General features: G+C 66.2%; 26 protein-coding genes and 1 pseudogene. 13 read left to right on the forward strand and 14 right to left on the reverse strand.

From position 1 onward, the window contains the following. The first annotated feature begins 88 nt into the window (after positions 1-88). Positions 89-1,186 carry a cell division protein ZapE gene (gene zapE / locus AB4Y34_RS22715; protein ID WP_176108906.1) on the forward strand — a complete coding sequence of 366 codons (1,098 nt, stop codon included), beginning with the start codon at positions 89-91 and terminating at the stop codon, positions 1,184-1,186. Between the two features lie 98 nt (positions 1,187-1,284). Beyond that, positions 1,285-1,722 (forward strand): transposase, encoded by a 438-nt coding sequence (locus AB4Y34_RS22720; protein ID WP_368717255.1) that lies wholly within the window; start codon positions 1,285-1,287, stop codon positions 1,720-1,722. A 162-nt stretch (positions 1,723-1,884) separates the two neighbouring features. Here the strand turns inward: AB4Y34_RS22720 and AB4Y34_RS22725 are convergent, their stop codons facing one another. Further along, positions 1,885-2,370 carry a DUF2147 domain-containing protein gene (locus AB4Y34_RS22725; protein WP_368717256.1) on the reverse strand — a complete coding sequence of 162 codons (486 nt, stop codon included), beginning with the start codon at positions 2,368-2,370 and terminating at the stop codon, positions 1,885-1,887. A gap of 415 nt (positions 2,371-2,785) precedes the next feature. Here AB4Y34_RS22725 and AB4Y34_RS22730 point away from each other — a divergent pair, with 415 nt between their 5' ends. After that, entirely contained in the window at positions 2,786-3,502 is a 717-nt protein-coding gene (locus tag AB4Y34_RS22730; protein ID WP_176365766.1) for a DUF2968 domain-containing protein, read from the forward strand. A 227-nt stretch (positions 3,503-3,729) separates the two neighbouring features. Here AB4Y34_RS22730 and AB4Y34_RS22735 read toward each other — a convergent pair whose 3' ends face one another. Next, positions 3,730-3,921 carry a hypothetical protein gene (locus tag AB4Y34_RS22735; protein WP_368717257.1) on the reverse strand — a complete coding sequence of 64 codons (192 nt, stop codon included), beginning with the start codon at positions 3,919-3,921 and terminating at the stop codon, positions 3,730-3,732. Between the two features lie 257 nt (positions 3,922-4,178). Between AB4Y34_RS22735 and AB4Y34_RS22740 the strand changes: the two are divergent. Further along, positions 4,179-4,372: pseudogene (locus AB4Y34_RS22740) on the forward strand (hypothetical protein). Between the two features lie 30 nt (positions 4,373-4,402). Here the strand turns inward: AB4Y34_RS22740 and hfq are convergent. Beyond that, entirely contained in the window at positions 4,403-4,876 is a 474-nt protein-coding gene (gene hfq / locus AB4Y34_RS22745; RefSeq protein ID WP_176108900.1) for an RNA chaperone Hfq, read from the reverse strand. A gap of 466 nt (positions 4,877-5,342) precedes the next feature. Between hfq and AB4Y34_RS22750 the strand changes: the two genes are divergently transcribed. The 5 genes from AB4Y34_RS22750 (at position 5,343) to AB4Y34_RS22770 (ending at position 9,136) form a co-directional block, all read left to right on the forward strand. Then, entirely contained in the window at positions 5,343-5,480 is a 138-nt protein-coding gene (locus AB4Y34_RS22750) for a hypothetical protein (RefSeq protein WP_176108899.1), read from the forward strand. Positions 5,481-5,506: 26 nt separating this feature from the next. Then, positions 5,507-6,070 (forward strand): sigma-70 family RNA polymerase sigma factor, encoded by a 564-nt coding sequence (locus tag AB4Y34_RS22755; protein WP_368717258.1) that lies wholly within the window; start codon positions 5,507-5,509, stop codon positions 6,068-6,070. After that, positions 6,067-6,975 (forward strand): anti-sigma factor, encoded by a 909-nt coding sequence (locus AB4Y34_RS22760; protein WP_368717259.1) that lies wholly within the window; start codon positions 6,067-6,069, stop codon positions 6,973-6,975. Before AB4Y34_RS22755 ends, AB4Y34_RS22760 begins: the two co-directional genes overlap by 4 nt. A 100-nt stretch (positions 6,976-7,075) precedes the next feature. Further along, positions 7,076-8,653, forward strand: coding sequence for an FAD-binding protein (locus AB4Y34_RS22765; RefSeq protein ID WP_368717260.1), 1,578 nt, complete (start codon positions 7,076-7,078; stop codon positions 8,651-8,653). Positions 8,654-8,704: 51 nt separating this feature from the next. After that, a complete protein-coding gene (locus AB4Y34_RS22770; protein ID WP_176377989.1) occupies positions 8,705-9,136 on the forward strand; it encodes a hypothetical protein in 432 nt (143 codons plus the stop codon). A 7-nt stretch (positions 9,137-9,143) separates the two neighbouring features. Here AB4Y34_RS22770 and AB4Y34_RS22775 read toward each other — a convergent pair whose 3' ends face one another. The 9 genes from AB4Y34_RS22775 to AB4Y34_RS22815 form a co-directional block, all read right to left on the reverse strand. Further along, complete coding sequence (locus AB4Y34_RS22775; protein WP_368717261.1) at positions 9,144-10,097, reverse strand: DUF1571 domain-containing protein; 954 nt, start codon at positions 10,095-10,097, stop codon at positions 9,144-9,146. Positions 10,098-10,194: 97 nt separating this feature from the next. Continuing rightward, positions 10,195-11,997: an AMP-binding protein gene (locus AB4Y34_RS22780; RefSeq protein ID WP_368717262.1), complete on the reverse strand. Its 1,803-nt coding sequence runs from the start codon at positions 11,995-11,997 to the stop codon at positions 10,195-10,197. Positions 11,998-12,032: 35 nt separating this feature from the next. Further along, the gene (locus AB4Y34_RS22785) at positions 12,033-13,334 is read right to left on the reverse strand and encodes an acetyl-CoA C-acetyltransferase (RefSeq protein WP_368717263.1); all 1,302 of its coding nucleotides are present in this window, start codon (positions 13,332-13,334) and stop codon (positions 12,033-12,035) included. 76 nt (positions 13,335-13,410) lie between these two features. After that, on the reverse strand, positions 13,411-14,346 hold the full coding sequence (locus AB4Y34_RS22790) for a MaoC/PaaZ C-terminal domain-containing protein (protein WP_368717264.1): 936 nt from the start codon (positions 14,344-14,346) through the stop codon (positions 13,411-13,413). A 14-nt stretch (positions 14,347-14,360) separates the two neighbouring features. Continuing rightward, positions 14,361-15,782 (reverse strand): 3-oxoacyl-ACP reductase, encoded by a 1,422-nt coding sequence (locus tag AB4Y34_RS22795; RefSeq protein ID WP_368717265.1) that lies wholly within the window; start codon positions 15,780-15,782, stop codon positions 14,361-14,363. A 146-nt stretch (positions 15,783-15,928) separates the two neighbouring features. Next, positions 15,929-18,427 carry an acyl-CoA dehydrogenase gene (locus tag AB4Y34_RS22800; RefSeq protein WP_368717266.1) on the reverse strand — a complete coding sequence of 833 codons (2,499 nt, stop codon included), beginning with the start codon at positions 18,425-18,427 and terminating at the stop codon, positions 15,929-15,931. A 125-nt stretch (positions 18,428-18,552) separates the two neighbouring features. Next, on the reverse strand, positions 18,553-19,344 hold the full coding sequence (locus AB4Y34_RS22805) for a TetR/AcrR family transcriptional regulator (protein ID WP_368717267.1): 792 nt from the start codon (positions 19,342-19,344) through the stop codon (positions 18,553-18,555). Positions 19,345-19,622: 278 nt separating this feature from the next. Continuing rightward, positions 19,623-20,876: an MFS transporter gene (locus AB4Y34_RS22810; protein WP_368717268.1), complete on the reverse strand. Its 1,254-nt coding sequence runs from the start codon at positions 20,874-20,876 to the stop codon at positions 19,623-19,625. A 211-nt stretch (positions 20,877-21,087) separates the two neighbouring features. Then, positions 21,088-21,990, reverse strand: a complete 903-nt coding sequence (locus tag AB4Y34_RS22815; RefSeq protein WP_368717269.1) for a YihY/virulence factor BrkB family protein — start codon at positions 21,988-21,990, stop codon at positions 21,088-21,090. Positions 21,991-22,168: 178 nt separating this feature from the next. Between AB4Y34_RS22815 and AB4Y34_RS22820 the strand changes: the two genes are divergently transcribed. Together AB4Y34_RS22820 and AB4Y34_RS22825 are read left to right on the forward strand one after the other, a co-directional pair. Further along, entirely contained in the window at positions 22,169-23,578 is a 1,410-nt protein-coding gene (locus AB4Y34_RS22820) for a 3-deoxy-D-arabino-heptulosonate 7-phosphate synthase (RefSeq protein ID WP_176108885.1), read from the forward strand. Positions 23,579-23,645: 67 nt separating this feature from the next. Continuing rightward, a complete protein-coding gene (locus AB4Y34_RS22825) occupies positions 23,646-23,891 on the forward strand; it encodes a hypothetical protein (RefSeq protein WP_368717270.1) in 246 nt (81 codons plus the stop codon). A 34-nt stretch (positions 23,892-23,925) separates the two neighbouring features. Here the strand turns inward: AB4Y34_RS22825 and AB4Y34_RS22830 are convergent, their stop codons facing one another. Together AB4Y34_RS22830 and AB4Y34_RS22835 are read right to left on the reverse strand one after the other, a co-directional pair. Beyond that, complete coding sequence (locus AB4Y34_RS22830; RefSeq protein WP_176377977.1) at positions 23,926-24,339, reverse strand: hypothetical protein; 414 nt, start codon at positions 24,337-24,339, stop codon at positions 23,926-23,928. 27 nt (positions 24,340-24,366) lie between these two features. Next, a complete protein-coding gene (locus AB4Y34_RS22835) occupies positions 24,367-24,777 on the reverse strand; it encodes a DUF6566 family protein (RefSeq protein WP_368717271.1) in 411 nt (136 codons plus the stop codon). 227 nt (positions 24,778-25,004) lie between these two features. Here AB4Y34_RS22835 and AB4Y34_RS22840 point away from each other — a divergent pair, with 227 nt between their 5' ends. After that, entirely contained in the window at positions 25,005-25,379 is a 375-nt protein-coding gene (locus tag AB4Y34_RS22840) for a phage holin family protein (protein WP_176108881.1), read from the forward strand. Further along, positions 25,376-25,678 carry a hypothetical protein gene (locus tag AB4Y34_RS22845; protein ID WP_368717272.1) on the forward strand — a complete coding sequence of 101 codons (303 nt, stop codon included), beginning with the start codon at positions 25,376-25,378 and terminating at the stop codon, positions 25,676-25,678. The genes AB4Y34_RS22840 and AB4Y34_RS22845 overlap by 4 nt, the downstream gene beginning before the upstream one ends. The last annotated feature ends 2 nt before the right edge of the window (positions 25,679-25,680 follow it).

The following is a 25,680-nucleotide window of genomic DNA, read 5'->3' on the forward strand; positions in this document are numbered from 1 at the left end:
GCGCGCACGCCCGACCGAAACGCAACCTTGGCATCACCAAAGGCGGGCGGGGTTCACTCCCTCCCGCCTTTCTTTTTGCTGCAACACGATGAACGTCACCGAATACTACGAAAAAGAACTGCAGACGCGGGGTTATCAATCCGATCCGGCGCAGCGCGCGGCGGTCGACCGCCTGCAGCGGTGCTATGAAGAGTGGACCGAATACAAGGCGCGCCGCTCGAACGCGTTCAGGAAGCTGATCATTCACCCGGATCTGCCGCGCGGCGTGTACATGTGGGGCGGCGTGGGCCGCGGCAAGAGCTTCCTGATGGACAGCTTCTACATGATCGTGCCGTTGCACCGCAAAACCCGTCTGCACTTCCATGAGTTCATGCGCGAAGTGCATCGCGAGCTCGAAGAACTCAAGGGCCGCGCCGATCCGCTCGACGAACTCGCGCGCCGCATCGCGAAGCGCTATCGGCTGATCTGCTTCGACGAATTCCACGTGTCGGACATCGCCGACGCGATGATCCTGTATCGCCTGCTCGACAAGCTGTTCGAGAATGGCGTGCAGTTCGTGATGACGTCCAACTACGCGCCCGACACGCTGTATCCGGACGGCCTGCATCGCGACCGCATGCTGCCCGCGATCGAGCTGATCAAGCAGAAGCTCGACGTGGTCAACGTCGATGCGGGGATCGACTATCGCCAGCGCACGCTGGCCCAGGTCGAGGTCTATCACACGCCACTGGACGCCGCTGCCGGCAAGGCGCTACGCGACGCTTTCGCGCGCCTCGCCGCGGTGCCCGACGAAAGTCCGCTGCTGCATATCGAGAAGCGCGAGCTGAAGGCGCTGCGCCGCGCGGACGGCGTCGTCTGGTTCGACTTCGCGACGCTGTGCGGCGGGCCGCGCTCGCAAAACGACTACCTTGAACTCGCGACCCGGTTTCACGCGGTGATCCTGTCGGACGTGCCGCAGATGTCGGTGCGCATGGCGTCGGAAGCGCGCCGCTTTACGTGGCTCATCGACGTGTTCTACGACCACAAGGTCAAGCTGCTGATGTCGGCCGCGGTGCCGCCGGAGGAGCTGTACGTCGATGGCCCGATGGCCAACGAATTCACGCGGACGGTGTCGCGAATCGTCGAGATGCAGTCGAAGGAGTATCTCGATACACCTCGCCGGATCGTCGACACTTCTCTAACCTGAGCATCGGCGTACGACAGTTTTTAGGAATCGGAGTGGTCTTATATTCCGCGCGCGGGTGACTGGCTATCTTTTGTCGTTGTTCTGACAAAGGAGGAAGCATGAACTCGTACCGCGAAATCACCGATGAAGAATGGCAGCGCGTTGCGCCACTGCTGCCCGAACTCCGGCCGCGTAGCGAAATGCGTGGCCGTCCGCTTGCCAATACCCGCTCAGTGCTCAACGGCGTGCTTTGGGTCATGTATAGCGGCGCCACCTGGTCCACCATGCCGCGCCGCTACCCGTCGTATCAGACCTGTCATCGCCGCTTCAAGTCCTGGTACCAATCGGGCGTGCTCAAACACGTCACGGAACAACTGCTCGGTACCGCGAGCGAAGATCTCTGCAGATTGATGGAAGCGCGTATGCGCACGCACGCGAGCGCGCAGCACAAGCGCGCCGCGGCCCGCCGCGCAGCCGCGGCGTTCCGTGTTCCGCCCGCCACGTCGGTGCCGGCGACGCCGTTAGGTTACGCTGCATCGTTCAAGCAGGCAGCATGACCCTCGCAAACAACTTGCCCCAATGAAGAACGGCCGCGCGATTGTTGATCGCCGGCCGTTTTTTTATGCTGTACCTGCTGGGGCTGAGCGTGCCATCGTTGCGGCATGAGGCGCTCATTCAGGCAATGTGCGAGGCGCCGCACATGGGCCCCACGTCGAAGCTCACTGCTGCCGGATCCACGTCTGCGAGCGGCCGAGCAGCGCGACGCCAATATAGCCTCGCACCACGAGCTTGTTGCCGCCGTCTTCGAGATGCATCTTGCACTTGTAGACCTTGCCGTTTTCAGGATCGAGAATCTGGCCATGATCCCACGCGTCGCCATCTTTCTTCATGCTGTTGATGATGGTCATGCCGAGGATCGGTTGGTCCTTGCGCGCGTCGGTGCATGCACTGCAGCGGCGATCCGGCTGGTCGTTCGCGCCGAGACCCTTGATGACCTTGCCGTTCAATTCGCCATTGGCGTCTTGTGTGATCTGCACGAGCGCTTTCGGCTGGCCCGTATGATCGTCGATGGTTTGCCACGTGCCGATCGGTGTCTCAGTCTGCGCCATCGCGGTCACGGCGCTGGCGAGCAGGGCGCCGGCGAGCGCGGCGTGACGGGCGGTGCGCAGCGCGAGCGCGCGCGCACGTTGAGCGAATAGAGTCATTACCTTCCTCCTTGATATGAGACGGCGCGATCGTGGTCGCGCGGCATTATGGGCATCGTGGTCGGATCTGCGGCACCGGTCTTCGCGATGCGGGACGATGCTAACGGCGTGCCGTTTGCATCGCCAGCGCAGAATACGCGAAAGTGCATGCGCCGTTTGATAGAGGAGCTTCTAATCGGCACGCGGTACTTCGGAGGTGTGTCAATTCAGCTATTCGGAAGAGCCTCGCGTTGATGCGCTGTCCACCAGCGCATCCATGACCGCTTTCGCGACGAAAAGATCGAGGCTGTAGTACCGCGCCGCCAAGGGAGCAAACGCGCAACTGCCATATTTTCGAGGAAGAGCCCGGAACTCGCGAAATTGAGTAATAATTCCCCGTTTCCTACTAAAACAAGATCTGTTCAACAGGTGTCACATGGACCGAAAGTCAAAGCTACGAAAGATTGCTCTGGCCGCATGCATCGTAATGGGGGCTCTTCAGGGCGCGAATGCACAGGCTCTGCAGAACAGTGATGCGAGCGGTACGATCGTGTCCCAGCCGGGTCCCACGAGCGCGCCAACCGACACGTCGCAGGGCGGCCAGGCAGAGACCACTGCGCTGACGCCGGATGAAAGCCGGCAATCCGCCACCGGGAACGTGGCTGAATTGCAGCAGATGATCCACGGCTCGGATCTGAGCGAATTGCGCACCACGTATAACGGCAGCTATGGCGCGAGCCTGCTGTTCTACGGCAAGGAGATGACCTACTACGTCGCGCTGTTCCAACAGAAAAACTTCTGGCGCGTGATCAAGACGCAGGACGCCGGGCGCGCCGAGCTGATCTACAAGGATTTCGCGCGGCAGACGATGCAGTTGTCGGACGTTGAGATCCGCCGTACGCAACTCGAAGCGCAGAAGGCGTTCACGCAGCGCCTGGTCGCGTTGTCGCAGGAACGCGCGAGCCGGCTGCAGGCCGACCTCGACGTCGCGCGTCAGCAGCAGAGCATCGTCGCGAGCCAGCAGGAGCAGAAGCGCGCCGAGGCGACCGAACTGGCGCAGCAGAAGGCCGCCGCGCAGGATCAGTTGCGCGTCGCGCAGCGTCAGGTCCGCAACCTGCAGCGTCAGCTCGAGAGCGGCTTGCCGCTGCATTGAGCACGACGATGTGAGCCTCGGTGGAGGGGCGGGACGGCGCGCAAACCGATGCGCCGTCCGTCCCGTCCGCGGGCGTTGCCGTCGTTAAGTCTGATGGGTGCTTTCCGCACCTGCCAACCCGCGCCTCGCACTCTGGCCGCCGGGCTTTTCGGCATTTCCACTCGACATTGTTCGCAAGCCACGATGGCTGGCTGCCGCGCCGCCGTGCGACCCAAGACGGCGCGACTTCAATGGCGCTTGCGCGTATCCGCCTGAGTCTTGCGCATTCGCTCGCGAAACGGCTCCGTCAGATCGACGGCGATCGGATCGCTGGCGGGAAAGCTTTCCATCAGCGCTTCATCGAGCCGCCTGTCGGCGGACGTCGGTGGTGTCCGGCGCGTGCGCGCAGGCCGGGAGGCATGCTGGCTTTTGCTGGTCATGGCGCGCTCCATCGGTAGAGGATCAATGATTCAGCATAGCGCATTGCGGCTATCGACGAACGTCGGCCGAATCGCGCACGCGCGTCGTTTGAAACCGGCCCGCATCGATTCGTGCTCCGAGTGTCCCGGCCGCGCTTGAGCCGCGCTTGAGCCGCGCTTGAGCCGCGCTTGAGCCGCGCTTTTGCCGCAAGCGACACCTCCATCGATCCATCAGACAGCGAACCACATGAACGGGAAAGCCGGCGACTACGCGACGAGTGCTCGCAGCCCACGTCGTGGACGCCGAACTGGAACACCTGGATTGGGCGACGCGGCAACCGGCGCTGCACCTGTTCGACGCCGGCTACGTCGGCGCCGCGTGCTGGCGGTCAAGGGGAGTTTCGAGCTGACCGAGCGGCAGCTGATCCAACTGGAGAAAATTCTGCAGCGCCTCGGTCTGTCGGCGGACTAGCGAGGCGCGGGCGTTACCGCTTCTTCGTATTTATTCCTGATTGCCGCCGGGGCTGCCGCTGCCGTGGTTGCCGCCATGATTGCCGCCTTCGCCGCCGGTGCCGAATAGACGCCGCCGCCGCGTGACAACGACCGGGCCCTCGGAGTTGCCGCTGCGCTCGCCCGGCGCGCGTTCCGCCGCCGGCGCGCCATACGGTTCACGTCCCTCGCGCGGCTCGCGATGTTCGCGCGAACCATGCGGACCGCGCGCGCCATGTTCGCCATGCGACGTTCGGCCCGTGCGCGGCGCCGGCCGCGTGCCGGTATCGAGCTGGATCGTGGAGATCGCGCGCTTGTAGATGCCTTGCAGGCCAACCGGCGTGCGCAGCATCACCAGGTACTGATCGAACGACTCGATGCATCCGGTCAGGCGGATGCCGTTGACCAGATAGATCTCGACGCGCTTTCGTTCCTTGCGCGCGGCGTTCATGAAGTCGTTTTGCGGATGCGATTCTGCGGAAGCCATGGACAATTCAGGTTAGATAGACGGTGGTTCGCCGCGATTCTACCCTTTCTGTTCCAGGCGGGGGCAGCACGCGTCGACGGGGCGAACTTCGTCCACTATAACGGCTTGTGAGCCCGTAAGCATCCGATACCGCGAGACTGTAACGTTGAGTTACGAATCTGCTGGTCAATGGCGTCTTCTTCCGGTCTCTCCAGGCATTGCCGGCAAGGTTGGCGGAAAAGGAAGAACATAGTGGTGTGCTGCGCGAGCACCCGCGGCGGCGTCGAAGCGCCCGAAAAAAGCCAAAAATTCCGGAGAAAGCAGTGCAACCGCAGCGCAGCGACACGGCGCCACGACCGCGGTGGAATAAACCAGGCGGTCGCAGCGTTAAGCCCAGTATGGCAGCACCGCACTGCGCTGCCTGCCGCCCACCGCCCGCCGCGCCCGTCGGTCGATCGCGCGCTGGGCATCCGCGAGGAGATTCAACATGATGAAAGCATCCCGTATTCTGTCAGCGCTCTTCGTCCTGCTCGCGCTCGCGTGCGGCTCCCTTGCTCACGCGGCCGACACCGACAACGCCGCGTCGAGCTCGAGCGGCAACAGCAACAGCAGCGGCGGCTACTAGAGCCGCGACCGGGCCTGGCACACCGGGTGACCTTCGAATCGGAAGTGATCGCGTGGCTGCCCCAGCTGCGCCGCTATGCGCGCGCACTGACGGGCGACCGCGCCTGGGCCGACGATCTCGTTCAGGATACGGCGGAGCGCGCGCTTGCGCGCTGGTCGGCATTCCGGCCGAACAGCAACCTGCGCGCGTGGTTGCTGACGATCCTGCGGCATCTGTATATAGACCAACTGCGCGGGCGGCGCGAGATCGCCGTCGACGAGGAAAGCGCGCCGTGGCGCAATCTCGAGGCGCCGCACGGCGAGGTCGACGGTCTGGTACTGCGCGACGTGCAGCGCGCGCTGTACTGCCTGCCACTCGAGCAGCGTGAAGTGCTGCTGCTGGTGTGCGTGGAGGAATTGTCGTACCAGGAGGCATCGAGTGCATTGGGGGTGCCGATCGGTACAGTGATGTCGCGGCTGTCGCGGGCGCGCGAGCATATGCGCGCGTTGCTGTGCGAGGAGCCACCGGGGCCAATGCACGGACCGCAGCCACGTGCGCCGCGGACGGCGCACAAAGTAGCGCCGCTGAAAGTGGTGAGAAACCGAGAATGAACAACGATAACCCCGAATCCGGATTGCCCGACGAGCCCGATCTGCGCTCGCTGTCGGCCTATGTCGACGGCGAATTGACGGATGAGCAGCGCGCCGCGGTCGAAACTCAGCTTCGCCAGCATCCGCAGGCCGCCGCGCGCGTCGCGGCGTGGCGCGCGCAGAAGGCGGCGCTGCGCGCGCTGTGCGGCGTGCCGGGCAGCGATGCATGGCAAGCGCAAGCGGGGCACGGGGCCGACTTTGAGCAGCAAGCCGCTGAATCGGGCGAGCGACGCTACGCACGCAGCCAGCCCGCGGAGGCGGAGGAGCCCGCGTTTATCGTGGTGCGGCGTGCGCGGCCGTGGTGGCAGCGCGCGGGTCTCGCCGCCTGCTGGCTCGCGGCCGGCGCGGGGCTCGCGCTGGTGCTCGGCCCGCTCGCGCCGCGGCTGAGCGGCGGCGCGTGGAGCGGCTTCGGCGGCCAGCCGCCCGGTTTTGCGCAGCGCGCGGATGTCGCGTACGCGGTGTACTCGCCGGAGCGGCGTCATCCGGTCGAAGTCGCGGCGAGCGAAGAGGAGCATCTGATCGCGTGGCTGTCGAAGCGGCTGAATCGTCCGCTGTCGGTGCCGTCGCTGCAGGAGTATGGTTATTCGCTGGTGGGCGGCCGGCTGCTGCCCGGCGAGGCCGGGCCGGCCGCGCAGTTCATGTACGAAAACCAGGACGGCGCGCGCCTGACGCTGTACGTGACGGGCGTCACGCGCGACGAAACCGCGTTCCGCCTGTTTCGCGACGGCAACCGCCGCACCTTCTACTGGATCAGCGACCGCATGGGCTACGCGCTGTCCGGCGCGATCGCGGAAGGCAAGCTGCGCGAGATCGCGATCGACGTTTGCAGCGACCTCGGCGGTAAGCCAGAGACGTGGCAGCAGTAGCGGGCGGTAGCGTGTCGTAAAGGCCGTTGGCGGCCACGCACGCATGGCTGCTGCCATGCGGGACCGCACCCTCGGCTTACCCGACCGACAAGGAGACGCCTTGCCCCCAACGCTGCCGCCCAACCTGACCGCCGCGCAGTTCGACCGTGCGCTTGCCGGCTGGCGCGCGATCGTCGGGGGCGCGCACGTGCTGAGTTCCGACGCCGGCCTCGCCGTCTATATCGATCCGTTCGCGCCCGGCGAGCCGGGTGCGTTTGCCGCGAGCGCCGCGGTGCTGCCCGCGTCGGTCGATGAAATCCGCGCGGTGCTGCGCGTCGCCAATCAGTACCGGATTCCACTGTGGACGGTGTCGACCGGGCGCAACTTCGCGTACGGCGGCGCCGCGCCGCGTCTGACCGGGTCGGTCGTGCTCGACTTGCAGCGCATGAACCGCATTCTCGAAGTCAACGAAACGCTCGCCTATGCGCTCGTCGAACCCGGCGTCAGCTATTTCGATCTGTACGCGCATCTGCGCGACAAGGGCTACAAGCTGTGGGTCGATCCACCGGCCGCCGGCTGGGGCAGCGTGGTCGGCAATACGCTCGAGCGCGGCTTCGGCTATACCGACTACGGCGACCACGCGGCCACGCAATGCGGGATGGAGGTGATGCTCGCCAACGGCGACCTGCTGCGCACCGGCATGGGCGGCGTCGAGATCGGCACTGCGTGGCAGCTGTATCAGCCGGGCTACGGGCCGTCGTTCGATACCCTGTTCATGCAGTCGAACTACGGCATCGTGACCAAGCTCGGCGTGTGGCTGATGCCCGCACCGCCCGCGTATCTGCTCGGCGAAATCCAGTTTCGCCGCGAGGCCGATCTGGAGTCGATCGTCGAGACTCTGCGGCCGTTGCGGCTCGACGGCACGATCCGCAATCACGCGGTGATCGAGGGCGGCTTGCGGCGCGCGGCGGGCCTGTCGCCACGCCGGCAGTGGTACGTCGGCGCGGGCGCGATGCCCGAGAGCGCGGTGCAGGCGATGCTCGACAAACTCGGCGTCGGCCGCTGGAACCTTCATTTCGCGCTATACGGCACGCCCGAACTGATCGACGCGCGCTACGCGCTGATCGAACGCGCGTTCGCGCGGGTGCCGGATGCGCGGCTCGCGGCGGCGCGTTATGCGGGCGACGCGCAGCCGAGCGGCGGCGGCGACCGCAACATGGCCGGCATTCCCGCGATGACGGCGTTTCGCATGCTCGACTGGCGCGGCGGCGCGGGTGCGCACGTCGACTTCGCGCCGATCTGTCCGGCGACCGGGCGCGACGCGATGCGCCAGTACACGATGGTCAAAGCACGCGCCGCCGAATACGGCTTCGACTACTACGGCGGCTTCACGGCAGGTACGCGGCATCTGCATCACATTTTCGCGGCGATTTTCGACCGCAACGACGCGAACCAGGTGGAGCAGGCCGGCGAACTGCTGCGCTCGCTGATGAGCGACGCGCGCGCGGCCGGCTACGGCGAATACCGCGCGCATCTCGCGTATATGGATTTCGCGGCCGCGCAATACAGCTTCAACGACGGTGCGTCGCTGCGCTTCGCGGAAACGCTGAAGGATGCGCTCGACCCGAACGGCATTCTCGCGCCGGGCAAGCAGGGCATCTGGCCGGCGGCGTGGCGCGACCGGCGAGGCTATACGTGAACAAGCGCGTGAACAACGCGTGAACAACGCGTGAATGGAACGTACACGCCAATGGATCGACGCACTTTCATGCTCACCGGTGCATGGCTCGCGACGGCGGCGGGCGGCGCATGGCCGTGGCTCGCGCGAGCCGCCGCGTGCGCCGACGATGCGCGCGCGTTCGCGATCGTCGACTCGACGCTCGGATGCGGCGCGTCGTTCGCGCGCTATGCCGCGCACCTGCGGTTGCCGACCTTCGAAACCGGCGACGATGCCGGCGCGCTGTGGTTCACCACCCTCGCGCCTTTGCTAGACGACGGCCGGACCCCGCACGCGATGCCCGCGCTGATCGGCTTCACGCGCGCGTCCGACTACTTCGTGCTGCAACACCTCGCGCTCGGCACCGGACGCTTCGTCGAGCATCGTCACGAAGCGCGCGAGGGGCTGCTTGCGCAACCCGCCCACGTGGCCTTCGCGCTGACGCCGCGCAGCGGGCGCGGCTAGAACCCGGCTAGAACTTATAGTCCTTGTTGCTCGGATCGAAGGTCGAATCGTCGAACGTCTTCGGCGTGATGCTCTCGAACACGATCTGCTCGAAAATCTTGCCGTCGTTGTCATAAGACTCGATGGTGCGAAAGAACGGATGCCGCAAATCGAGCCCGAGCGTTTCCTTTTTCGCGTAGAACTGCGGCTGGCCGACCGGTGTTTCGAACGTGAACGCGACGACGCGCACATCGTCGATCGTCTTCACTTCGATCTGCACCGAACGCGGCAAGCCGGTCTGGCTGTATTTTTTCCCTTCATTCAGGTATTGGTCGGCCACGTACTCGGTGCCGAGATCGCGCACGCTGTGATTCGATTGCGAGCGTGCGAGCGCGCCGGTCAGCGACGTCCACAACGGCATCACGTTCATGATGCCGCCGAGGTGGCCGAACGTTTCGTCGCTGCGTTTCGACTCGTCGTAGATGATTTCCTGGCCCGCGTGCGCGCCGTCGGGCAGCCACTTGGCGTAGATGCGCAGCGGGTCGTGCGCGACGCGCACGAGCATGTGATCGGGCTTGTCGGGCCAGATGCCGCGAATGCGCTCGGAGCGCGACATCGTGAATTCGTACGACGGGTAGCCGTTCGGACCTTCCTTGATATAGCGCGGCAGCGTCAGCGGATCGAGCGACTTGAACAGCGCGACCAGTTGCGCGTCGTCGAGTTTTTCGAGCGTGCCGCTTTGCTGCGCGGCGCGCAGCCATTTGACCTGCTGGTCGAGCGTCAGCTTGCCGACCTGCGCGGGCGGCGTGGTGGGCGGCTTGACGGCGCTCGCGGTGTCGAGCGGGGGCGGACGGTCGTCGTTCTGCGCGAACGCCATCGGTCCCGAAAGCAGGGCGAGCATGACGAGCAGCGCACCCGGCAGCAAGCGGGGTCGCAAGCGGGGTCGCAGACGATGCGAACGGGCGGACATGCGGTGCTTCATGAATTTCTCCAGAAAGTGACGCGGCCGCTCATGCAACATGCAAGGCAATAACGCCAGGCAACAAAGCTATAACGCATTGAAGCAATGTTTATTCCCGTCAGGCAGACCCCTGTTTCGCGAGTTCCTCGTCGCGCAACGCACGGCGCAGAATTTTGCCGACATTGGTTTGCGGCAGCTCGTCGCGAAACTCCACGAGCTTCGGCACCTTGTAGCCAGTCAGATTCTTGCGGCAGTACGCGATCACCTGCTCGGCGGTCAGTGTCGGCGTGCGCCGCACGATGAACACCTTCACGCGCTCGCCCTGCGCGGGATCGGGCACGCCGATCGCCGCCACTTCGCGCACGTCCGGATGCGCGGCGATCACATCCTCGATTTCGTTCGGATACACGTTGAAGCCCGACACGAGGATCATGTCCTTCTTGCGATCGATCAGACGGATAAAGCCGCGCGAGTCCATGACGCCGATGTCGCCGGTTGCGAGCCAGCCGTCGTCGTCGATCACCTTCGCGGTTTCGTCGGGACGGTTCCAGTAGCCCTTCATCACCTGCGGGCCCTTCACGCACAGCTCGCCCGCCTCGCCGATATTGGCCCAGCTGCCGTCGTCTTTCCTGAAGCGCACCTGCGTGGACGGCGCTGGCAAGCCGATCGAGCCTTCGAAGTCGCGCAGATCGACGGGATTCATCGACACGATCGGCGAGCACTCGGTCAGCCCGTAGCCTTCGACGATCGGCTTGCCCGTCACCGCCTTGAAGCGCTCCGCGACGCTCTTCTGCGTCGCCATGCCGCCCGCCATCGCGAGCTTCAGGTCCGAGAAGTCGCGCCGGCAGAATTCCTCGTTGTCGAGGAACGCGTTATAGAGCGTGTTGACCGCGGTCATGCCGGTGAATTTTTCGTGACGCAGGATCATCATCACGCGCTTCATGTCGCGCGGATTCGCGATCAGGATGTTGCGCCCGCCGAGCCCCATGAAGATCAGCGCGTTCACGGTCAGCGAGTAGATGTGATAAAGCGGCAGCGGCGTGAGCACCGTTTCTCCTTCGCCGGACAGTTGCCCCGCGGCCCAGGCCTTCGCTTGCAACAGATTGGCAATGATGTTCCGGTGCGTGAGCATCGCGCCTTTCGCGACGCCGGTGGTGCCGCCCGTGTATTGCAGGAACGCGATGTCTTCGTGGCTCGCGCGCACCGGCGTGTGCGGCCGCGCGTAACCGATCGAAAGCGCTTTCAGCAGCGGCACAGCCTGCGGCAGCTGGTACGCGGGCACCATCTTTTTCACGTGACGCAGCATGAAATTGAGCAGGTGGCCCTTCAGGTTCACGCCGTCGGCGAGCAGATCGCCGAGGCCGGTCACGATCACGTTGCGCACCCTGGTGCCGGGCAACGCGTCTTCGAGCGTCTTCGCGAAGTTTTCGAACACGACGATCGTCTGCGCGCCGCTGTCCTTTAGCTGGTGCGCGAGTTCGCGCACCGTATAGAGCGGATTCACGTTGACGACTACGGCCCCCGCCTTGATCGTGCCGAACAGTGCGACCGGGTACTGGAACGTGTTCGGCAGCATGATCGCGACGCGCTCGCCGGGCTCCACGCCGATGCTTTGCAGGTAGGCCGCGAACGCGCTCGCCTTGCGGGCCAGCTCGCCGTACGTCAGGCTCGCGCCGACGCTGACGTACGCGACGCGCTCGCGGAACTGCGCGGTGCATTCGTCGAAGAACTGATCGAGCGATTCGTATTGCGTGACGTCGATGTCGCGCGGCACGTCGTCCGGGTAGGACGCATACCAGATGCCGTCGGTGTTCGGCGCGGGGTTTGGCGCCGGGCTTGGCGCCGGGTTTGGCACCGGGTTTGGCACCTGAGTGCCGCCTGGATCCGGCACGTGCTGCTGCGCCTGGGTGGGCTCGATCATCGGTTGCTCCTGAGATGTTGGTATCCGCTGCCGCGCTAGCGTTCCAGAATCGCGACGACCCCCTGGCCGCCCGCCGCGCAGATCGAGATCAGCCCGCGTGCGCCGCCAGCCGGTTTGTCGAGCTGCGCCAGCATCTTCGCGAGCGCGGCGACGATACGTCCGCCCGTCGCCGCGAACGGATGGCCGGTCGCGAGCGAACCGCCGTTCACGTTGAGCTTGGTGCGATCGATCGACCCGAGCGCGCCGGCGAGGCCAAGCTGCGTGCGGCAATATTCGTCATCCTGCCATGCCGCGAGCGTGCACAACACCTGGGCCGCGAACGCTTCATGGATTTCATAGAAATCGAAGTCCTGCAACGCGAGGCCGGCGCGCGCGAGCATGCGCGGCACCGCGTAGGCGGGCGCCATCAACAGGCCTTCCTGTTTGTCGAAAAAGTCGACCGCCGCGGTTTCCGACCAGCTCAGATACGCGAGCACCGGCAAGCCGCGCTCGGCCGCCCATGCTTCGCTCGCGAGCAGTACCGCGGATGCGCCGTCGGTCAGCGGCGTCGAGTTGCCGGCGGTCAGCGTGCCGGCGTCGCGGTCGAACACCGGCTTCAGGTTCGACAGCTTTTCGAGCGACAGGTCGGCGCGCAGGTTGTTGTCGCGCGCGAGGCCTTTGTACGGCGTCATCAGATCGTTGACGAAGCCGCGCGCATACGCCTCGGCGAGCTTGCGATGGCTCTCGTACGCGAGCACGTCCTGCGCCTCGCGCGAGATGTTCCAGCGCTTGGCCATCAGCTCGCAATGCTCGCCCATCGACAGCCCCGTGCGCGGCTCGACGTTGCGCGGCAACAGCGGCTTGAAGAACATGCCGGGCCGCAGCCTGCTGAGCGCGGCAACACGTTGCCCGGTGCTCTCGCCGCGATTCGCTTCGAGCAGGATCTTGCGCATCCGCTCGTTGACGCCGATCGGCGCATCGGACGCGGTATCGACGCCGCCCGCGATGCCCGCGTCGATCTGCCCGAGCGCGATCTTATTGGCGACGAGGATCGCGGCTTCGAGGCCGGTGCCGCAGGCCTGCTGCACGTCGTAGGCGGGGGTTTCCTTCGCGAGCGTGGTGGACAGCACGGACTCGCGCGTCAGGTTGAAGTCGCGCGAATGCTTGATCACCGCGCCCGCCGCGACTTCGCCAAGACGCACGCCGTGCAGGTCGTAGCGATCGACCAGCCCTTGCAGCGTGAAGGTCAGCATGTCCTGATTCGATGCGCTCGCGTACGCGGTGTTCGAGCGCGCAAACGGAATCCGGTTGCCCCCGATGACGGCGACACGGCGCACGGCGGGTTGCGGGTGGGACATGCTCGGCTCCTTGGGTCGTACCCAGATTATTGGTGGAAGCAAACGATGCAAACGCCACGAACGGCGCGCTCGCGGCTCACAGCAGCCGCCACTGCATGCGCGCGCGCAAATGCGGCTTGACCCCGGCGAGATCGCGCACCTCGAGATCGCGCTCGATCAGCGAAGGCGAGGCGCTCCACAGCGACGCTTCGCCGGGCAGCAGCATCGGCAGCTTGAACTCGGCGGCGAGCGTCGCTTCGGCGAGCGGCTTCGGCGGCTGCAGCGACGACGCGGCGCGCGCAAGCGTCCACATGCCATGCGCGATCGCGCGCGGAAAGCCGAACGCCTTCGCCGACAACGCGCTGAGGTGGATCGGGTTGTAGTCGCCGGACACGCTCGCGTAGTCGCGGCCCAGTTGCGGCGCGAGCTGCCAGCGCGCGATCCGTTGCAGCGCGTCGGGGCCGAGCGTCAGCGCTTCGAGCGGATGGCCGAGCGCCGGCACCGCGCGCTTCAGATAGATGCTGTCGCCGTCCCACACCGCCTCGCCGCGTCGATAGATGCGCGTATGCACGACGAACGCCTGGCCCTTGTCGTGACGCAACAGCGCGCCGAATTCGACCTCGATGCGCAACAGATCCTTGTAGGCGAGCGGCCGGCGCAGCCGCACGTGATTGGCCAGATGCACGAGACCGAGCGCGGGCCACGGAAACGCGGGGTCGGTCAGCATCAGCAGATGCAGCGGAAACGCCAGCAGATGCGGGTAGGTGAGCGGCACGCCGTGCTCGGGAATGAAGCCGCACACGCGCGCATAGCGCCACGCGGGGCCGGGCTCGAGCACGACGGCGGGGCGCACGAGCCGCAACGGCGGCAGCCGCGCTTCGCGGCCGCGCTTGACGATGCCCGTCAGCGCGCGCCCGTACAGTTTCGCCGGCGCGGGCAGCGTTTCGATCACGACGGTTTTCGGCCGCGCGCCGTCGCCGCCCGGCGCGGGTGCGAGATGACGGCTGCCGAACGGATCACGCGGTTCGTCCATGCCCATGCTCCCGTTCAGGCGCCGATCAGGCTTTGACCGCACACGCGCACGACCTGGCCCGTCACGCCGGCCGAGCCCGGATGCGCGAGCCACGCGATGGTTTGCGCGACGTCGACCGGCTGGCCGCCCTGGCTCATCGAGTTCATGCGGCGGCCGGCCTCGCGGATCGCGAGCGGAATCTTCGCGGTCATCTGCGTTTCGATGAAGCCGGGCGCGACCGCGTTGATCGTGATGCCGCGCGCGCGCAGTTGCGGCGCCATACTCTCTACGCGGCCGATCACGCCGGCCTTCGAGGTCGCATAGTTGGTCTGGCCGGCATTGCCCGCGATGCCGCTGATCGACGACACCGCGACGATGCGCCCGCCATCACACAGGATGCCGCCCGCGAGCAGCGCGTCGTCGATGCGCTCCTGCGCGCTCAGATTGATGTCGATCACGCTTTGCCATGCGGCGTCGGTCATCCTCGCGATGGTCTTGTCCTTCGTGATGCCGGCGTTGTGCACGACGATGTCGACGCCGAGCTCATCGAGCGCCGCTGCGATCTGCGCGGGTGCTTCGGGCGCGGCGATGTCGAACGCGAGCGCGCTGCCGTTCAGCTGACGCGTCGTCGCATCGAGCGCGTCGCGCGCGGACGGAACGTCGACGCCGATCACATGCGCGCCCTCGGCCGCAAGCACGCTCGCGATAGCAGCGCCGATGCCGCGCGCGGCGCCCGTGACGAGCGCACGCTTCCCGGCGAGCGGCTGGCGCCAGTCGAACGCGGGCGCGTGGGGCGGCGGCGCTTCGTTGCGGCTGCCCGCGATCCGCACCACCTGACCCGACACATAGGCCGAGCGCGGCGACAGGAAGAAACGCAGCGTCGCGTCGAGGGCGCTTTCCGAGCCGTCCTCGACGTACACGAGGTTCGCGGTGATGCCGCGACGCGCTTCCTTGCCGAGCGAGCGCACGAGCCCTTCGAGCGCGCGCTGGGCGGTCCACTGACGCGGGCGCGCGCAGGCCTCGGGCGGCCGCCCCAGCACGACGATGCGCCCGCACTTGCCGAGCGAGCGCAGCGTGTCGTGGAAAAAGCCGTGCAGCGGTTGGAACTGGCTGCTGTCGTCGATACCGCTCGCGTCGAACAGCAGCGCGGCGAGCTTGCCCGGCGCACCGGCTTCGGCCGGCTCGAAGCGGCCGGTCATCAGGCCGTGGCGAGTGGCGAGCGGCACCCACAGCCCGGCGCTTTCGTGCGCGACGCTCGTCATGCCGATGCTGGCGATCAGACTCGCGAGCGCGTCGAACAGGCGCGGCTCGCGGCCCGCGCCGATCGCGATCAGACCGTCGAACTCGGGCCGGTCCGCGCGGTAGCGTCGCAGCACCTCGGGCTTCGGCAGGCCGAGCGAGCGCGCGAGGCGGCCGCCGAACGGCGAGTTGACGAACTTCAGGTAGGAGTCGTTCATGTTATCGGTTGCTCCGCTGGACGCGCCGCGGGCAGCCCCATCGATGTTTCAGGGGCGCCGGACGTGTGTCAGTGTGCCTTGAGTTGCGTGACTCGGGTACGGTTTGCCGCGCCGCATCGGTAGTTTTTTCTGCGTGAGCGCGCGCGTCAGGCCGCCAGATCCAGCGCCTTTTCCAGCGCCTGCTTGCGCTGTTGCAAGCTCGCGAGCAGGTCGAAATCGGCCGGGAAATCGTCGACCTTGACGACCTGCGCGCCGTAGCGCGCGTAGTCGTCGAGCACGCGCCGCTCGTCGGCGTCGATCAGGCCTTGGCGTTGCGCCGCATCGGTCCATGCGGCGAGCTGCGGCAGGCTTTGCGGCAGCGGTTCGAGCAGGCCCTGTTCGACCGCGTCGCGCAGCTTGTGCTCGATTAGCGTGAACTGCGGATTCAGCGCGAACGCGAGCTCGCCGTAGCCGAGCGCGTCGACGTCGGGATGCGGCACGTAAGAATCCGCGACGAGCCGCTCGCGCGCGGCGCCGGGCGTCTGCATCAGTTCGGCGATCTCGCTGCCGAGGCGGTCCGACGGCTCGCGATGCGGCAGGCCGAGCGGGAACGCAAGCACGCGCACGAGCGTCGCGGCGAGCCGGTTCGGATAGTTCGCGAGCACGCCGTCGAGCGCATGCTGCGCCTTGTACAGCGCATCCTCGACGCCCCAGCGCACGAGCGGCAGGTCGTCCCGCTGACGGCCGTCGTCCTCGAAACGCTTCAGCGTGGCCGAGATCAGCAACAGTTGCGACAGCACGTCGCCGAGACGTCCCGAGATGCGTTCACGGCGCTTCAGATCGCTGCCGAGCACCAGCATCGACACGTCGGCGAGCAGCGCGAATACGGTCGACAGACGGGTCGCCGCGCGGTAGTACGCCTGCAGCGGCGCATACGCGCGGCGCGGCTTCGCGATCAGCGCGCCGCCGGTCAGCCCATACACGGCGCTGCGTAGCACGGTCGATACCGTGAAGTTCACGTGACCGAAGAAGGCCGCGTCGAATTCGCGCAAGGCCTTCGCGCGATCGGGCTCGCGCGTCGCCGTCATTTCCTTCAGCACGTACGGGTGGCAGCGGATCGCGCCCTGGCCGAAGATGATCAGGCAGCGCGTCAGAATGTTCGCGCCTTCGACGGTGATCGAGATCGGCATCTGCTGATACGCGCGCGCCAGAAAATTCGACGGCCCCATGCAAATACCCTTGCCGGCGACGACGTCCATGCCGTCGTTGATGACGCTGCGCGCTCGCTCGGTGATGTGATATTTGGCGATCGCCGAAATGACCGACGGCTTTTCGCCGAGGTCGACCGCCAGCGCGGACAGGCGGCGCGCGGCGTCCATCACGTACAGGTTGCCGCCCATGCGGCCGAGCGCTTCCTGCACGCCCTCGAACTTGCCGACGGCGGCGCGGAACTGGCGGCGAATCGCCGCGTATGCGCCGGTGCTGCGGACCGCGACCTTCGCCATCCCGACATTCGACGACGGCAGCGAGATCGCGCGGCCCGCCGCCAGACACTCCATCAGCATGCGCCAGCCGTTGCCGACCTGCGCGCGTCCGCCGATCACCCAGTCGAGCGGAATGAACACGTCCTTGCCCGAGTTCGGGCCGTTCTGGAACACCGCGTTCAACGGCCAGTGACGGCGGCCGATATTCACGCCAGGGTGGTTGGTCGGAATCAGCGCGCAGGTGATGCCGGGTTCGTCGTTCGCGCCGAGCAGATGGTCGGGATCGAGCGCGCGGAACGCGAGGCCGAGCACGGTCGCGATCGGTCCGAGCGTGATGTAGCGCTTGTCCCACGTGACGCGAAAGCCGAGCGTCTCGCGACCCTCGTGCATGCCGTTGCAGACGATGCCGACATCGGGAATCGCAGCGGCGTCGGAACCGGCATACGGGCTCGTCAGCGCGAAGCAGGGGATTTCGTCGCCGCGCGCGAGACGCGGCAGATAGTGGTTCTTCTGCGCGTCGGTGCCGTAGCGCATCAGCAGCTCGGCGGGGCCGAGCGAGTTCGGCACCATCACCGAGACGGCGGCGGCCGTGCAGCGCGTCGCGAGCTTCATGATCACCTGCGAATGCGCGTACGCGGAGAACTGTTTGCCGCCGTACTGCTTCGGAATGATCATGCCGAGAAAGCCGTGCTGCTTGATGAACTGCCACGTTTGCGGCGACAGGTCCTGCCAGACCATCGTGGTTTCCCAGTCGTTCGCGAGCTCGCACAGCTGCTCGCATTCGACGTCGAGAAACGCCTGTTCTTCGGCGCTGAGCGTGGCCGGGCCGTAGCCGAGCAGCGTGTCCCAGTGCGGGCGGCCCGAGAACAGCTCGGCGTCCCACCACACCGTGCCGGCTTCGATCGCGTCGCGCTCGGTCGGCGACATCTCGGGCAGGATCTTGCGGAACGTGTCGAGCACCGGTTTCGCGAGCCATGCGCGGCGCAGCGGCTTGATCGTCAGCACGAGGGCGGGGATCACGAACACGAGCGCGAGCAGGGTCGTCAGCAGCGGGCCGGCCGCGCCGCTCAGGTGCGCGGCCGCGACCCAGACGATTAGCGCCGCGAGCCACCACGAGGCGCGCGCCTGTACGTAGACGAGAGCGAATGCGGCGACGACGAGCGCCAGGATGAACCACGGCATGATGCTTCCTCCTCTGTCGATGCTGCGGGCGAGTGCGTCCCACGGGCGCGGACCGCTCGCGCTCTGCTGATTTCCTCGCTGCCTTTTCCGTGGTGATGCAATCGCCGGGCCACCTGTGAGCCGCGCTATGCGTCACATGCCGCGGCGCACGCAGCCGCCTCGCCGCTGGTGTCTCGGTGCGCACTAGCTAACGTGCCGAGCGCGCCGCGGTCGTCGGTCGCATCGCCGAGTACCGCCGCGAATGCGGCCAGTTGCGTGCCGTCCGGCAGCGGCGCCTTCAGCGCGGCGACGATCAGCGACGCGAGGCGTGCGATCAGCCGCAGATCGTTCATCGGCTTGCCTTGCGAGAACTCGCCAATCAGGCTGTCGGTATCGGTGCCGGCGAGCACGCCCGACAGCGCGCCGATCGCGAAATGCAGCCGCCAGCCGAGCTCCTCGCGCGGCAAATGTGGCAGCGCGCGCTGGAACGCGTCGAAGAAGCGCATCGCCACCGACTCGTAATGCGCGTTCAGAAAGTCGCGGATGAACGACGACGGATCGGTGTACGCACGCCCGAGCAGGCGCAGGAACGCTTTGCCGCCGACACGCGGATCGCGCGACAGACGCAGAGCCGGAATGAACATCGCGCCGAGCACGTGCTCGCAGGTCAGACGCGCGCCGAGCATCGCGTCGAAGCGGTCGATGAGCTTCACGCGCTCCTCGTTCAGCGGATCGAGCCGGCGCGACAGCATCGAATGAATCAGCGATTCCTTGTGGCCGAAGTGATAGTTGACCGCCGCGAGATTGACTTCGGCGCGCGAAGTGATCTGGCGCAGCGACAGCGCCTCATAACCGCATTCGATGAACAGCGTCTCCGCGGCGTCGAGAATGCGTGACTTCGTATCGCCGGCATGCCGGCCCGTGGTGCGAACTGCCATGTTGCGTCTCCCAGTTGCCGGCGCCGCCGGCTCGCAAACACGCGATTCAAATTGGTATTTGAAACAATCGTTTTTTGCAGGATAAAAAAGGAGGGCCGGTGCGAGCAAGGAAGGGACTCGACTAACTCCTCTAGAAGATCTGACGAAAGCCGTGCTTGCGAAGCGCGGCTCGTGATACCGCGTCGGAAATGAAAAGGCCGTTCCGCGCGAATCGGAACGGCCTCGTATTGCGTTGCGATTTGATGGGCGCCAGGCGTTCATTCGGACGCCCGAAGCGGTTATATGCGCTGTCCTCCGACCGCGCCGCCCGTCGAGCCCGCGCCGACGATCTCGCGCGCGGACTGCGTCATGTCGATGCCGCGGCGCTCGCGGCTGAACGGAATCAGCGCGCAGATCACGATCGCGACGATGCCGATTACGACGGCCATCACGAACGCGTAGTTGTTGTCGTGCATCTCGGCGATCTTCGATTGCATCGGACCGTTGACCGACGCGATCAGATTGCCCAGCTGGTACACGAGACCGGGGAAGGTCGCGCGGATTTCATCGGGCGAGATTTCGTTCAGGTGCACCGGAATCACGCCCCACGCGCCTTGCACCGAGATCTGCATCAGGAACGCGCCGAGCGCGAGCAGAAACGGCGTGGTCGAGAACGCCCACAGCGGCAGCACCGGCAGCGCGATCAGCGCGGCGATGAAGATCGCGCGCTTGCGGCCGATCTTCTCCGATGCCCAGCCGAAGAACAGACCCCCGCAGATCGCGCCGATGTTCAGGATGATCGTGATCCACGACACCGTGTGCGGATCGAACTTGAGCTGGACGCGCAGGAAAGTCGGATACAGATCCTGCGAGCCGTGCGAGAAGAAGTTGAATGCGGTCATCAGGATGATCGCGTAGATCGACAGGCCGACGTTCTGCCTGAGCGTCGCGACGAGGCCCGGACGTACCTTCTTTTCGAGCGTCTGGAACGCGGGCGACTCCGGCACGTGCGCGCGAATGTACAGCACGAGCAGCGCCGGCAGCACGCCGACGAAGAACATGCCGCGCCAGCCGATGTATTGATAGAACACGCCGAACACGATCGACGCGAGCAGATAACCGCTCGGATAACCGGCTTGCAGCAGACCCGAGACGATGCCGCGCGATTTCGGCGGCACGGTTTCCATGGTCAGCGCGCCGCCGACACCCCATTCGCCGCCCATCGCGATACCGAACAGCGCGCGCAGCACGAGCAGCGTCATCAGGTTGGGCGACAGACCGGACAGCAGTTCGAGCAACGAGAAGCACCCGATGTTGACCATCAGCGTCGGACGGCGGCCGTATTTGTCGGCGAGCCAGCCGAAAATCAATGCGCCGAGCGGGCGCATCATCAGGGTCAGCATGATCGCGACCGCGACCGACGGAATGTCCGTATTGAATTCCTGCGCGATATCTTTCAATACGAACACCATCAGAAAGAAATCGAATGCGTCGAGCGTCCAGCCAAGATAGGCGGCGATCGTGACGTTTCTCTGTTCCCGAGTCCAGCTCATTGATTGTCCTCCTGAGTATTCGCAAATCCGCGTTTGATCGCGGCCGGAACCGCAGCCCGTGCGCCTTATGGCAAGCGCTTCCCGGCGAGCGTACGCCGAGCATTAAGCGTTTGCATGGTTGAGGCCGTTTTTCTCCGTGTTAATGGGCCCAGCAATATTCGTGCTGAATTCGTCATGTTTATGGCAATGCCGTTTGGTGCGCGGAACGGTTTCATGCTCGCCGAAGCCCGGGATGAGCGGGGGAGGACGCATCCCGGCACAACGACGCGGTGACTTCCGCGCCGAACAGGAACACCGCCGCGCAGAAGTACAGCCACATCATCAGCACTGCGAGCGAGCCGGCCGCGCCGAACACGCCCGCCGTGCCCGCATGCACGAGATAGAAGCTGAACAGATGCCGCCCCGCGGTGAACAGCAGGCTCGCGACGCTGCCGCCCACGAGCGCGGGGCGCAACGGCACCGCCGCGTCGGGCAGCCACTTGATCAGCGCGCCGAGCCCGACGGCCAGAATGACGAAACCGAGTAACGATTGCAGCACATAGGCAACGATGCCCAGCGCCGAATTGCCGAACAGCGCACCGCCGAGGGTCTGAATCGCCGCATCGACGACGAGCGACACGACCAGCAGAAAGCTGAGCCCGATAAGCAGACCGATCGATACGAGCCGCGCGCGCACCAGCAGCGCCAGCCCGGCAATGCCTTTGCGCGGGTGCGCGGCAAACACGATGTCGAGCGCGGTATTCAACGATGAAAACGTGGCCGACGCGCCGACCAGCAGCAGCGCGATCGAGAACGCGGCGGCGACGCCGCTGCCGCCCGAGTAGTGCGCATGGGCGACGATGTCCTGCATCGCGTGCGCCGCGTCGTTGCCGACCAGCTGCCGTGCCTGCTCGAAAAGCCGCCCCTGCGCGGCATCGCGGCCGAAGATCCAGCCGATGACCGCGAGCACGAGCAGCAGCGTGGGCGCTAGCGAGAACGCCGAGTAGAACGCGATGCTGGCGCCGAGCATCGCGCATCGGTCCGACAGAAAGCGGCTGGCGGCGTTGCTCGCGACGTTGATCGTGTGGCGCCAGCGAGCGGGTCTCGCTGCGGTTTCCGGTTGCGGTGCTGACATGCTGTCCTCCGCTTGCGGCAGCGCGCGAACGCTCGCCTCGCGCTGCCGCGACGATAAAGTGGCTCCGTCGAGCGCTGATGCAGCACGACGCGCGCCAGCCGCGAGCGGCCCGTGCCGGTCCGCGCGCCGCACCGAACCTTCAGGTAAAGTTATTTCGCCAACTTATCGACATATCGCTATGTCCGTGACGCCATCGCCTTCGTTGCTCGACGAGATGCTCGACGCTGTCGTGCGCCGCTATCGCCTGCCGGCGCTCGCAGCCGTCTGCGCGCCGACGCCGCAAGCGAGTCCCGCCACCGTGCTGGCGCTCGCGATCGAGCAGGCTCGCGAGGCGAGCGCGCGTGGCGAAGCGCCGGATGCGGCGAACCGGCGCTTCTTCGTCGAGGCGCTGGCACGCATGATCCGCGAGGCGCTGCGCGAGGAAGCCGGCGACCCGGTGTTTCAGGCGATGCTGCTACGGCATCGCAGCGCGGTGGTGCGCGAGTACGCGTCGCTGGCCGCGCACGCGAGCGTCGATCGCCGGCTGATCTACGCGGCCGTCAATGCGATCGCGCATCCGGCCAAACAGCAGCGGCTGCTCCCCGGTCCGCAACGCGACGCGCTGGCGCGTCTGCACGCGCTCGCGGTCGCCGAAGCGTGGCCCGAACTGGCCGAAGCCGTGCAAACTTGCATCGATACGCCGCAAATCGCGCACGACGCGGCGCTGCAACGCGGCCTCGCGCAATTGCTGGAGAGTGCCGCGCTGCAGCGCTTACGGCGCCTTGACGCGCTGACGTCCGACGAGCGCGTGCGCCACTACCAGACGCTGTGGGATCGTCAGGGGCCGCGTCCGGGAAGCTCGACCGCGGTCGAGCGAGGCTTGAGTTCGAAGCAGCGCGGCGCCGCGGTCGAAGCGTTGGCCGCCGATGCACTCGACGCGCTCGCGCAGCGCCTCAATGACGCTCAGGGAGCGGTCGCCACCTACCGCGTCGTGAACTCGATGCGCGTACCGGCCGCGATACCCGCAAGCCATGAGCGCGCCAAAACCGAATGGGATGTGGTGCTGCTGCGCCAGGCACAGCCCCCGGCCGACGCGGCGGCGTGGGACGTATGCCTGCTCGTCGAAGCGAAGGCATCGGTCGACGCGGCCACCACCGATCTGCCGCGGCTCGTGCGCGGACTGACGCTGCTGGCGCACGCGGAGCCGCACACTGTCTACTCGTTTCGCACGCAGCAGGGGACGGTGCATTTGAGCGGCGCGTCGCTTGCCGCGCTGACGAGCGACGCAACCGGTCTTCGCAGCACCGTGCTCTATTGCTGTGACGCTCCCGTCGAAGCGGCGCCGCGCGTGCTGAGTCCCGCGAGCCGGATGCAGCTGCTGTCGGCCCAGGCCAGCCTCGATTTCGCAGGTGCGCTGGCGGACGGACGCGACGCCGACTGCGCGGATCTCGAACCGGTGTGGCATCAGTTGCTCGAATCGCCGAGATGGCGGACGGTGCTCGACCAGTACGCGACGCTGCGCGAGGTTCGGGAATTAATGGTTCATCCTGACGACTTGCGGGCCGCGGTCGGCATCGCGGACGCAAGACGCTTGAGCGCGGCGCGCTAGGCCTCTGATGAAGAGGTGGCGCGCGCGTTGCTCGTGGCGATAGATCTACGAGCAAAAAGGAGTGGTGATGGAAACACCGTCGAAGCGACTGTCGGACACGCAGGTGCAGGTTGCCAGCAAGATCTACCAATTTCGCTCGCCGCAGGAGGCGGACCGTTTCGTGCAATGTCTGCGCGGCGGCGATGCGAGCCGCTGCGTCGCGGACGTTCCGCCCGAGACCGCAACCGATGCCTATCCGCCGGGGACTCGCACAGGGTCGGGCGCGGGCATCACGATCGGGCCGCCGCCAGGCGGGCTCGATAGCGACGATTAACGCGGTTGCGACCTGCGCGTGTGCGGCTCACGCGTCAGCGCACCGGCTCCAGCATCACCGTGAGCGTTCCTCGCTCGCTTTGCACGCCTGCCGCGAGATCGATCCGGTGCGGTGTCAGCGCGGCGATCGCTCGCTGCAGCCTTGGGGCGAATGTCGTGGCGAACCGCGCGAGCGCCGCTTCGCGTGCGGCGCCTTCATCGTTGGCGACGTCGCGCAGTTCGTCGAGCGGCAAACCGACGAACAGATCGAGCGGGTAGGGCGGCACTCGCGGTTCCATCGCGATGTCCGGACCGGCCGGCACACGAATGCGTATTCCGGGCTGCAAATGCTCGTGCAGTTCGGCGAGAACTTCGTAATCGGCGTCGGCGGGAAGAGCGCTTCTGGCTTCTTCCCGCAGGAACGGCTCGACACCTTCCAGCCGCGCCAGTTCTTCATCGCTCAGTAGCATGTGAGTTTCCTCCGAATCGGGCCGTGCTTATCGCTCGTCGTCGCGCCGCGGCTGCGACGCCGACAGGGTGGCGGCGTGCTCACCCAGGGTCCGGTCGATCAGATAGCGACCCTGTTCGATGCCGGCGCGCAACGCTTCGTCCTCGGTGAGCCATTCCGGCGTCACGGGCTCCACGTTGGCCAGATTGGCCGGTATCTCCATCGGTCGACCGTCGCGGGAAATCGACACGTCGGCGATCCAGGCGCCTCGCGAGTTCCGATGCGTGGTCACCGTGATCAGCGCGCCGCGGTGCGCGTCATGCATCGCGTGGTGGAAGCCGCGCTCGTCGCGCGCGGCCGGCATCGCGCGTCCGTCCGCGGTAGCCATATCGGAGCCGGTCTCGCCGATGCCGGCGCCGGCGGTGTGGTCAGTGTGATCGGTTGGGGGGAGCGGGGTCATGCTGTCCTCGGCGAGCGAATTGATCTGCCCGATTCCAGCAAGCTCTGTGCCGCCAACGCGAACGCGTGAAGGCATCCATCCGGCTGCGGGCACGCGGCGTGCGATCGCGTTCAGCGCGGGCCCGGCTCTTGCGCTGCGTTCAACGCTGGTGCCGCTTCGCTCTGTCGGCCAAGGAGCGAAGTGTTTGCTTGTCGCAGCCGGCGCAAATGAATCGTGAGGAGGACGGAATGTCAATCCATGCGAAGGTCACGAGGTGGCGCAACGTCGGGCGATTCTGCGTCGAGCGCGTCACCGACTATAGCGAACTGTTCGCGCTGGAAATCGAGGAGACGCGAAAGCGCCTGGTGCGCGAGTTGAGCGCACTCGTCGCGTTGGCGGTCGCGGGGCTGTTCACGCTGTCCTTCATTTGCATCGCGATCATCGCCACCGCGTGGCAGACGCCTTACTTTCTTGCGGTGGTGTGGGGCGTGGCTGCCGCGTGGCTGCTCGTGTGCATCGTGTCTTTGCTGGTTTTGCGGGCGCAAAAACCGGCGCAATCGCTTCACGTGCTCAAGGCCGAGATTCACTCCGATCTCGACGCTCTCAGGGAGTCGCTCAAATGAGTCAGCCAAGTCACGCAAACGAGCTTGCCCGGCTCACCATTCTGGAACGCATGGAGGCATCGCGAACCGCCCTGGTAGTGGCGAACCGGACTGCCGCGTTGCCTGCGGCGCGCGCGGCGTCGCGCTTCCCGGTCAGCACGGTGCTCGCGTCGCTCGCCGAGGCGCCGCATGTCGCGTTGCTGCTCGCCTTGGTGGTCGGCGGCATCGTGCTGGGGCCGCGCCGTACGCTGTCGATCGCGGGCCGCTCCGGTGCCGCGGCGTGGATTGCCCGCAATGTGCGGCGGTCCATCGCGCAGTGATC

Source organism: Paraburkholderia sp. BR10954, from assembly GCF_040965775.1.
Taxonomy (GTDB): domain Bacteria; phylum Pseudomonadota; class Gammaproteobacteria; order Burkholderiales; family Burkholderiaceae; genus Paraburkholderia; species Paraburkholderia youngii.

Excerpts from the sequence above, each read along its gene's own strand:
- AB4Y34_RS22750 (WP_176108899.1), top strand. The coding sequence starts at position 5,343 with ATGATGAAAGCATCCCGTATTCTGTCAGCGCTCTTCGTCCTGCTCGCG.
- AB4Y34_RS22840 (WP_176108881.1), top strand. The coding sequence starts at position 25,005 with ATGTCAATCCATGCGAAGGTCACGAGGTGGCGCAACGTCGGGCGATTC.
- AB4Y34_RS22815 (WP_368717269.1), bottom strand. The coding sequence starts at position 21,990 with ATGTCAGCACCGCAACCGGAAACCGCAGCGAGACCCGCTCGCTGGCGC.
- AB4Y34_RS22775 (WP_368717261.1), bottom strand. The coding sequence starts at position 10,097 with ATGAAGCACCGCATGTCCGCCCGTTCGCATCGTCTGCGACCCCGCTTG.
- AB4Y34_RS22820 (WP_176108885.1), top strand. The coding sequence starts at position 22,169 with ATGTCCGTGACGCCATCGCCTTCGTTGCTCGACGAGATGCTCGACGCT.
- AB4Y34_RS22730 (WP_176365766.1), top strand. The coding sequence starts at position 2,786 with ATGGACCGAAAGTCAAAGCTACGAAAGATTGCTCTGGCCGCATGCATC.
- AB4Y34_RS22790 (WP_368717264.1), bottom strand. The coding sequence starts at position 14,346 with ATGGACGAACCGCGTGATCCGTTCGGCAGCCGTCATCTCGCACCCGCG.
- zapE (WP_176108906.1), top strand. The coding sequence starts at position 89 with ATGAACGTCACCGAATACTACGAAAAAGAACTGCAGACGCGGGGTTAT.
- AB4Y34_RS22805 (WP_368717267.1), bottom strand. The coding sequence starts at position 19,344 with ATGGCAGTTCGCACCACGGGCCGGCATGCCGGCGATACGAAGTCACGC.
- AB4Y34_RS22800 (WP_368717266.1), bottom strand. The coding sequence starts at position 18,427 with ATGCCGTGGTTCATCCTGGCGCTCGTCGTCGCCGCATTCGCTCTCGTC.
- AB4Y34_RS22810 (WP_368717268.1), bottom strand. The coding sequence starts at position 20,876 with ATGAGCTGGACTCGGGAACAGAGAAACGTCACGATCGCCGCCTATCTT.
- AB4Y34_RS22830 (WP_176377977.1), bottom strand. The coding sequence starts at position 24,339 with ATGCTACTGAGCGATGAAGAACTGGCGCGGCTGGAAGGTGTCGAGCCG.
- AB4Y34_RS22770 (WP_176377989.1), top strand. The coding sequence starts at position 8,705 with ATGGATCGACGCACTTTCATGCTCACCGGTGCATGGCTCGCGACGGCG.
- AB4Y34_RS22780 (WP_368717262.1), bottom strand. The coding sequence starts at position 11,997 with ATGATCGAGCCCACCCAGGCGCAGCAGCACGTGCCGGATCCAGGCGGC.
- AB4Y34_RS22720 (WP_368717255.1), top strand. The coding sequence starts at position 1,285 with ATGAACTCGTACCGCGAAATCACCGATGAAGAATGGCAGCGCGTTGCG.
- hfq (WP_176108900.1), bottom strand. The coding sequence starts at position 4,876 with ATGGCTTCCGCAGAATCGCATCCGCAAAACGACTTCATGAACGCCGCG.
- AB4Y34_RS22845 (WP_368717272.1), top strand. The coding sequence starts at position 25,376 with ATGAGTCAGCCAAGTCACGCAAACGAGCTTGCCCGGCTCACCATTCTG.
- AB4Y34_RS22785 (WP_368717263.1), bottom strand. The coding sequence starts at position 13,334 with ATGTCCCACCCGCAACCCGCCGTGCGCCGTGTCGCCGTCATCGGGGGC.
- AB4Y34_RS22795 (WP_368717265.1), bottom strand. The coding sequence starts at position 15,782 with ATGAACGACTCCTACCTGAAGTTCGTCAACTCGCCGTTCGGCGGCCGC.
- AB4Y34_RS22760 (WP_368717259.1), top strand. The coding sequence starts at position 6,067 with ATGAACAACGATAACCCCGAATCCGGATTGCCCGACGAGCCCGATCTG.
- AB4Y34_RS22735 (WP_368717257.1), bottom strand. The coding sequence starts at position 3,921 with ATGACCAGCAAAAGCCAGCATGCCTCCCGGCCTGCGCGCACGCGCCGG.
- AB4Y34_RS22725 (WP_368717256.1), bottom strand. The coding sequence starts at position 2,370 with ATGACTCTATTCGCTCAACGTGCGCGCGCGCTCGCGCTGCGCACCGCC.
- AB4Y34_RS22835 (WP_368717271.1), bottom strand. The coding sequence starts at position 24,777 with ATGACCCCGCTCCCCCCAACCGATCACACTGACCACACCGCCGGCGCC.
- AB4Y34_RS22825 (WP_368717270.1), top strand. The coding sequence starts at position 23,646 with ATGGAAACACCGTCGAAGCGACTGTCGGACACGCAGGTGCAGGTTGCC.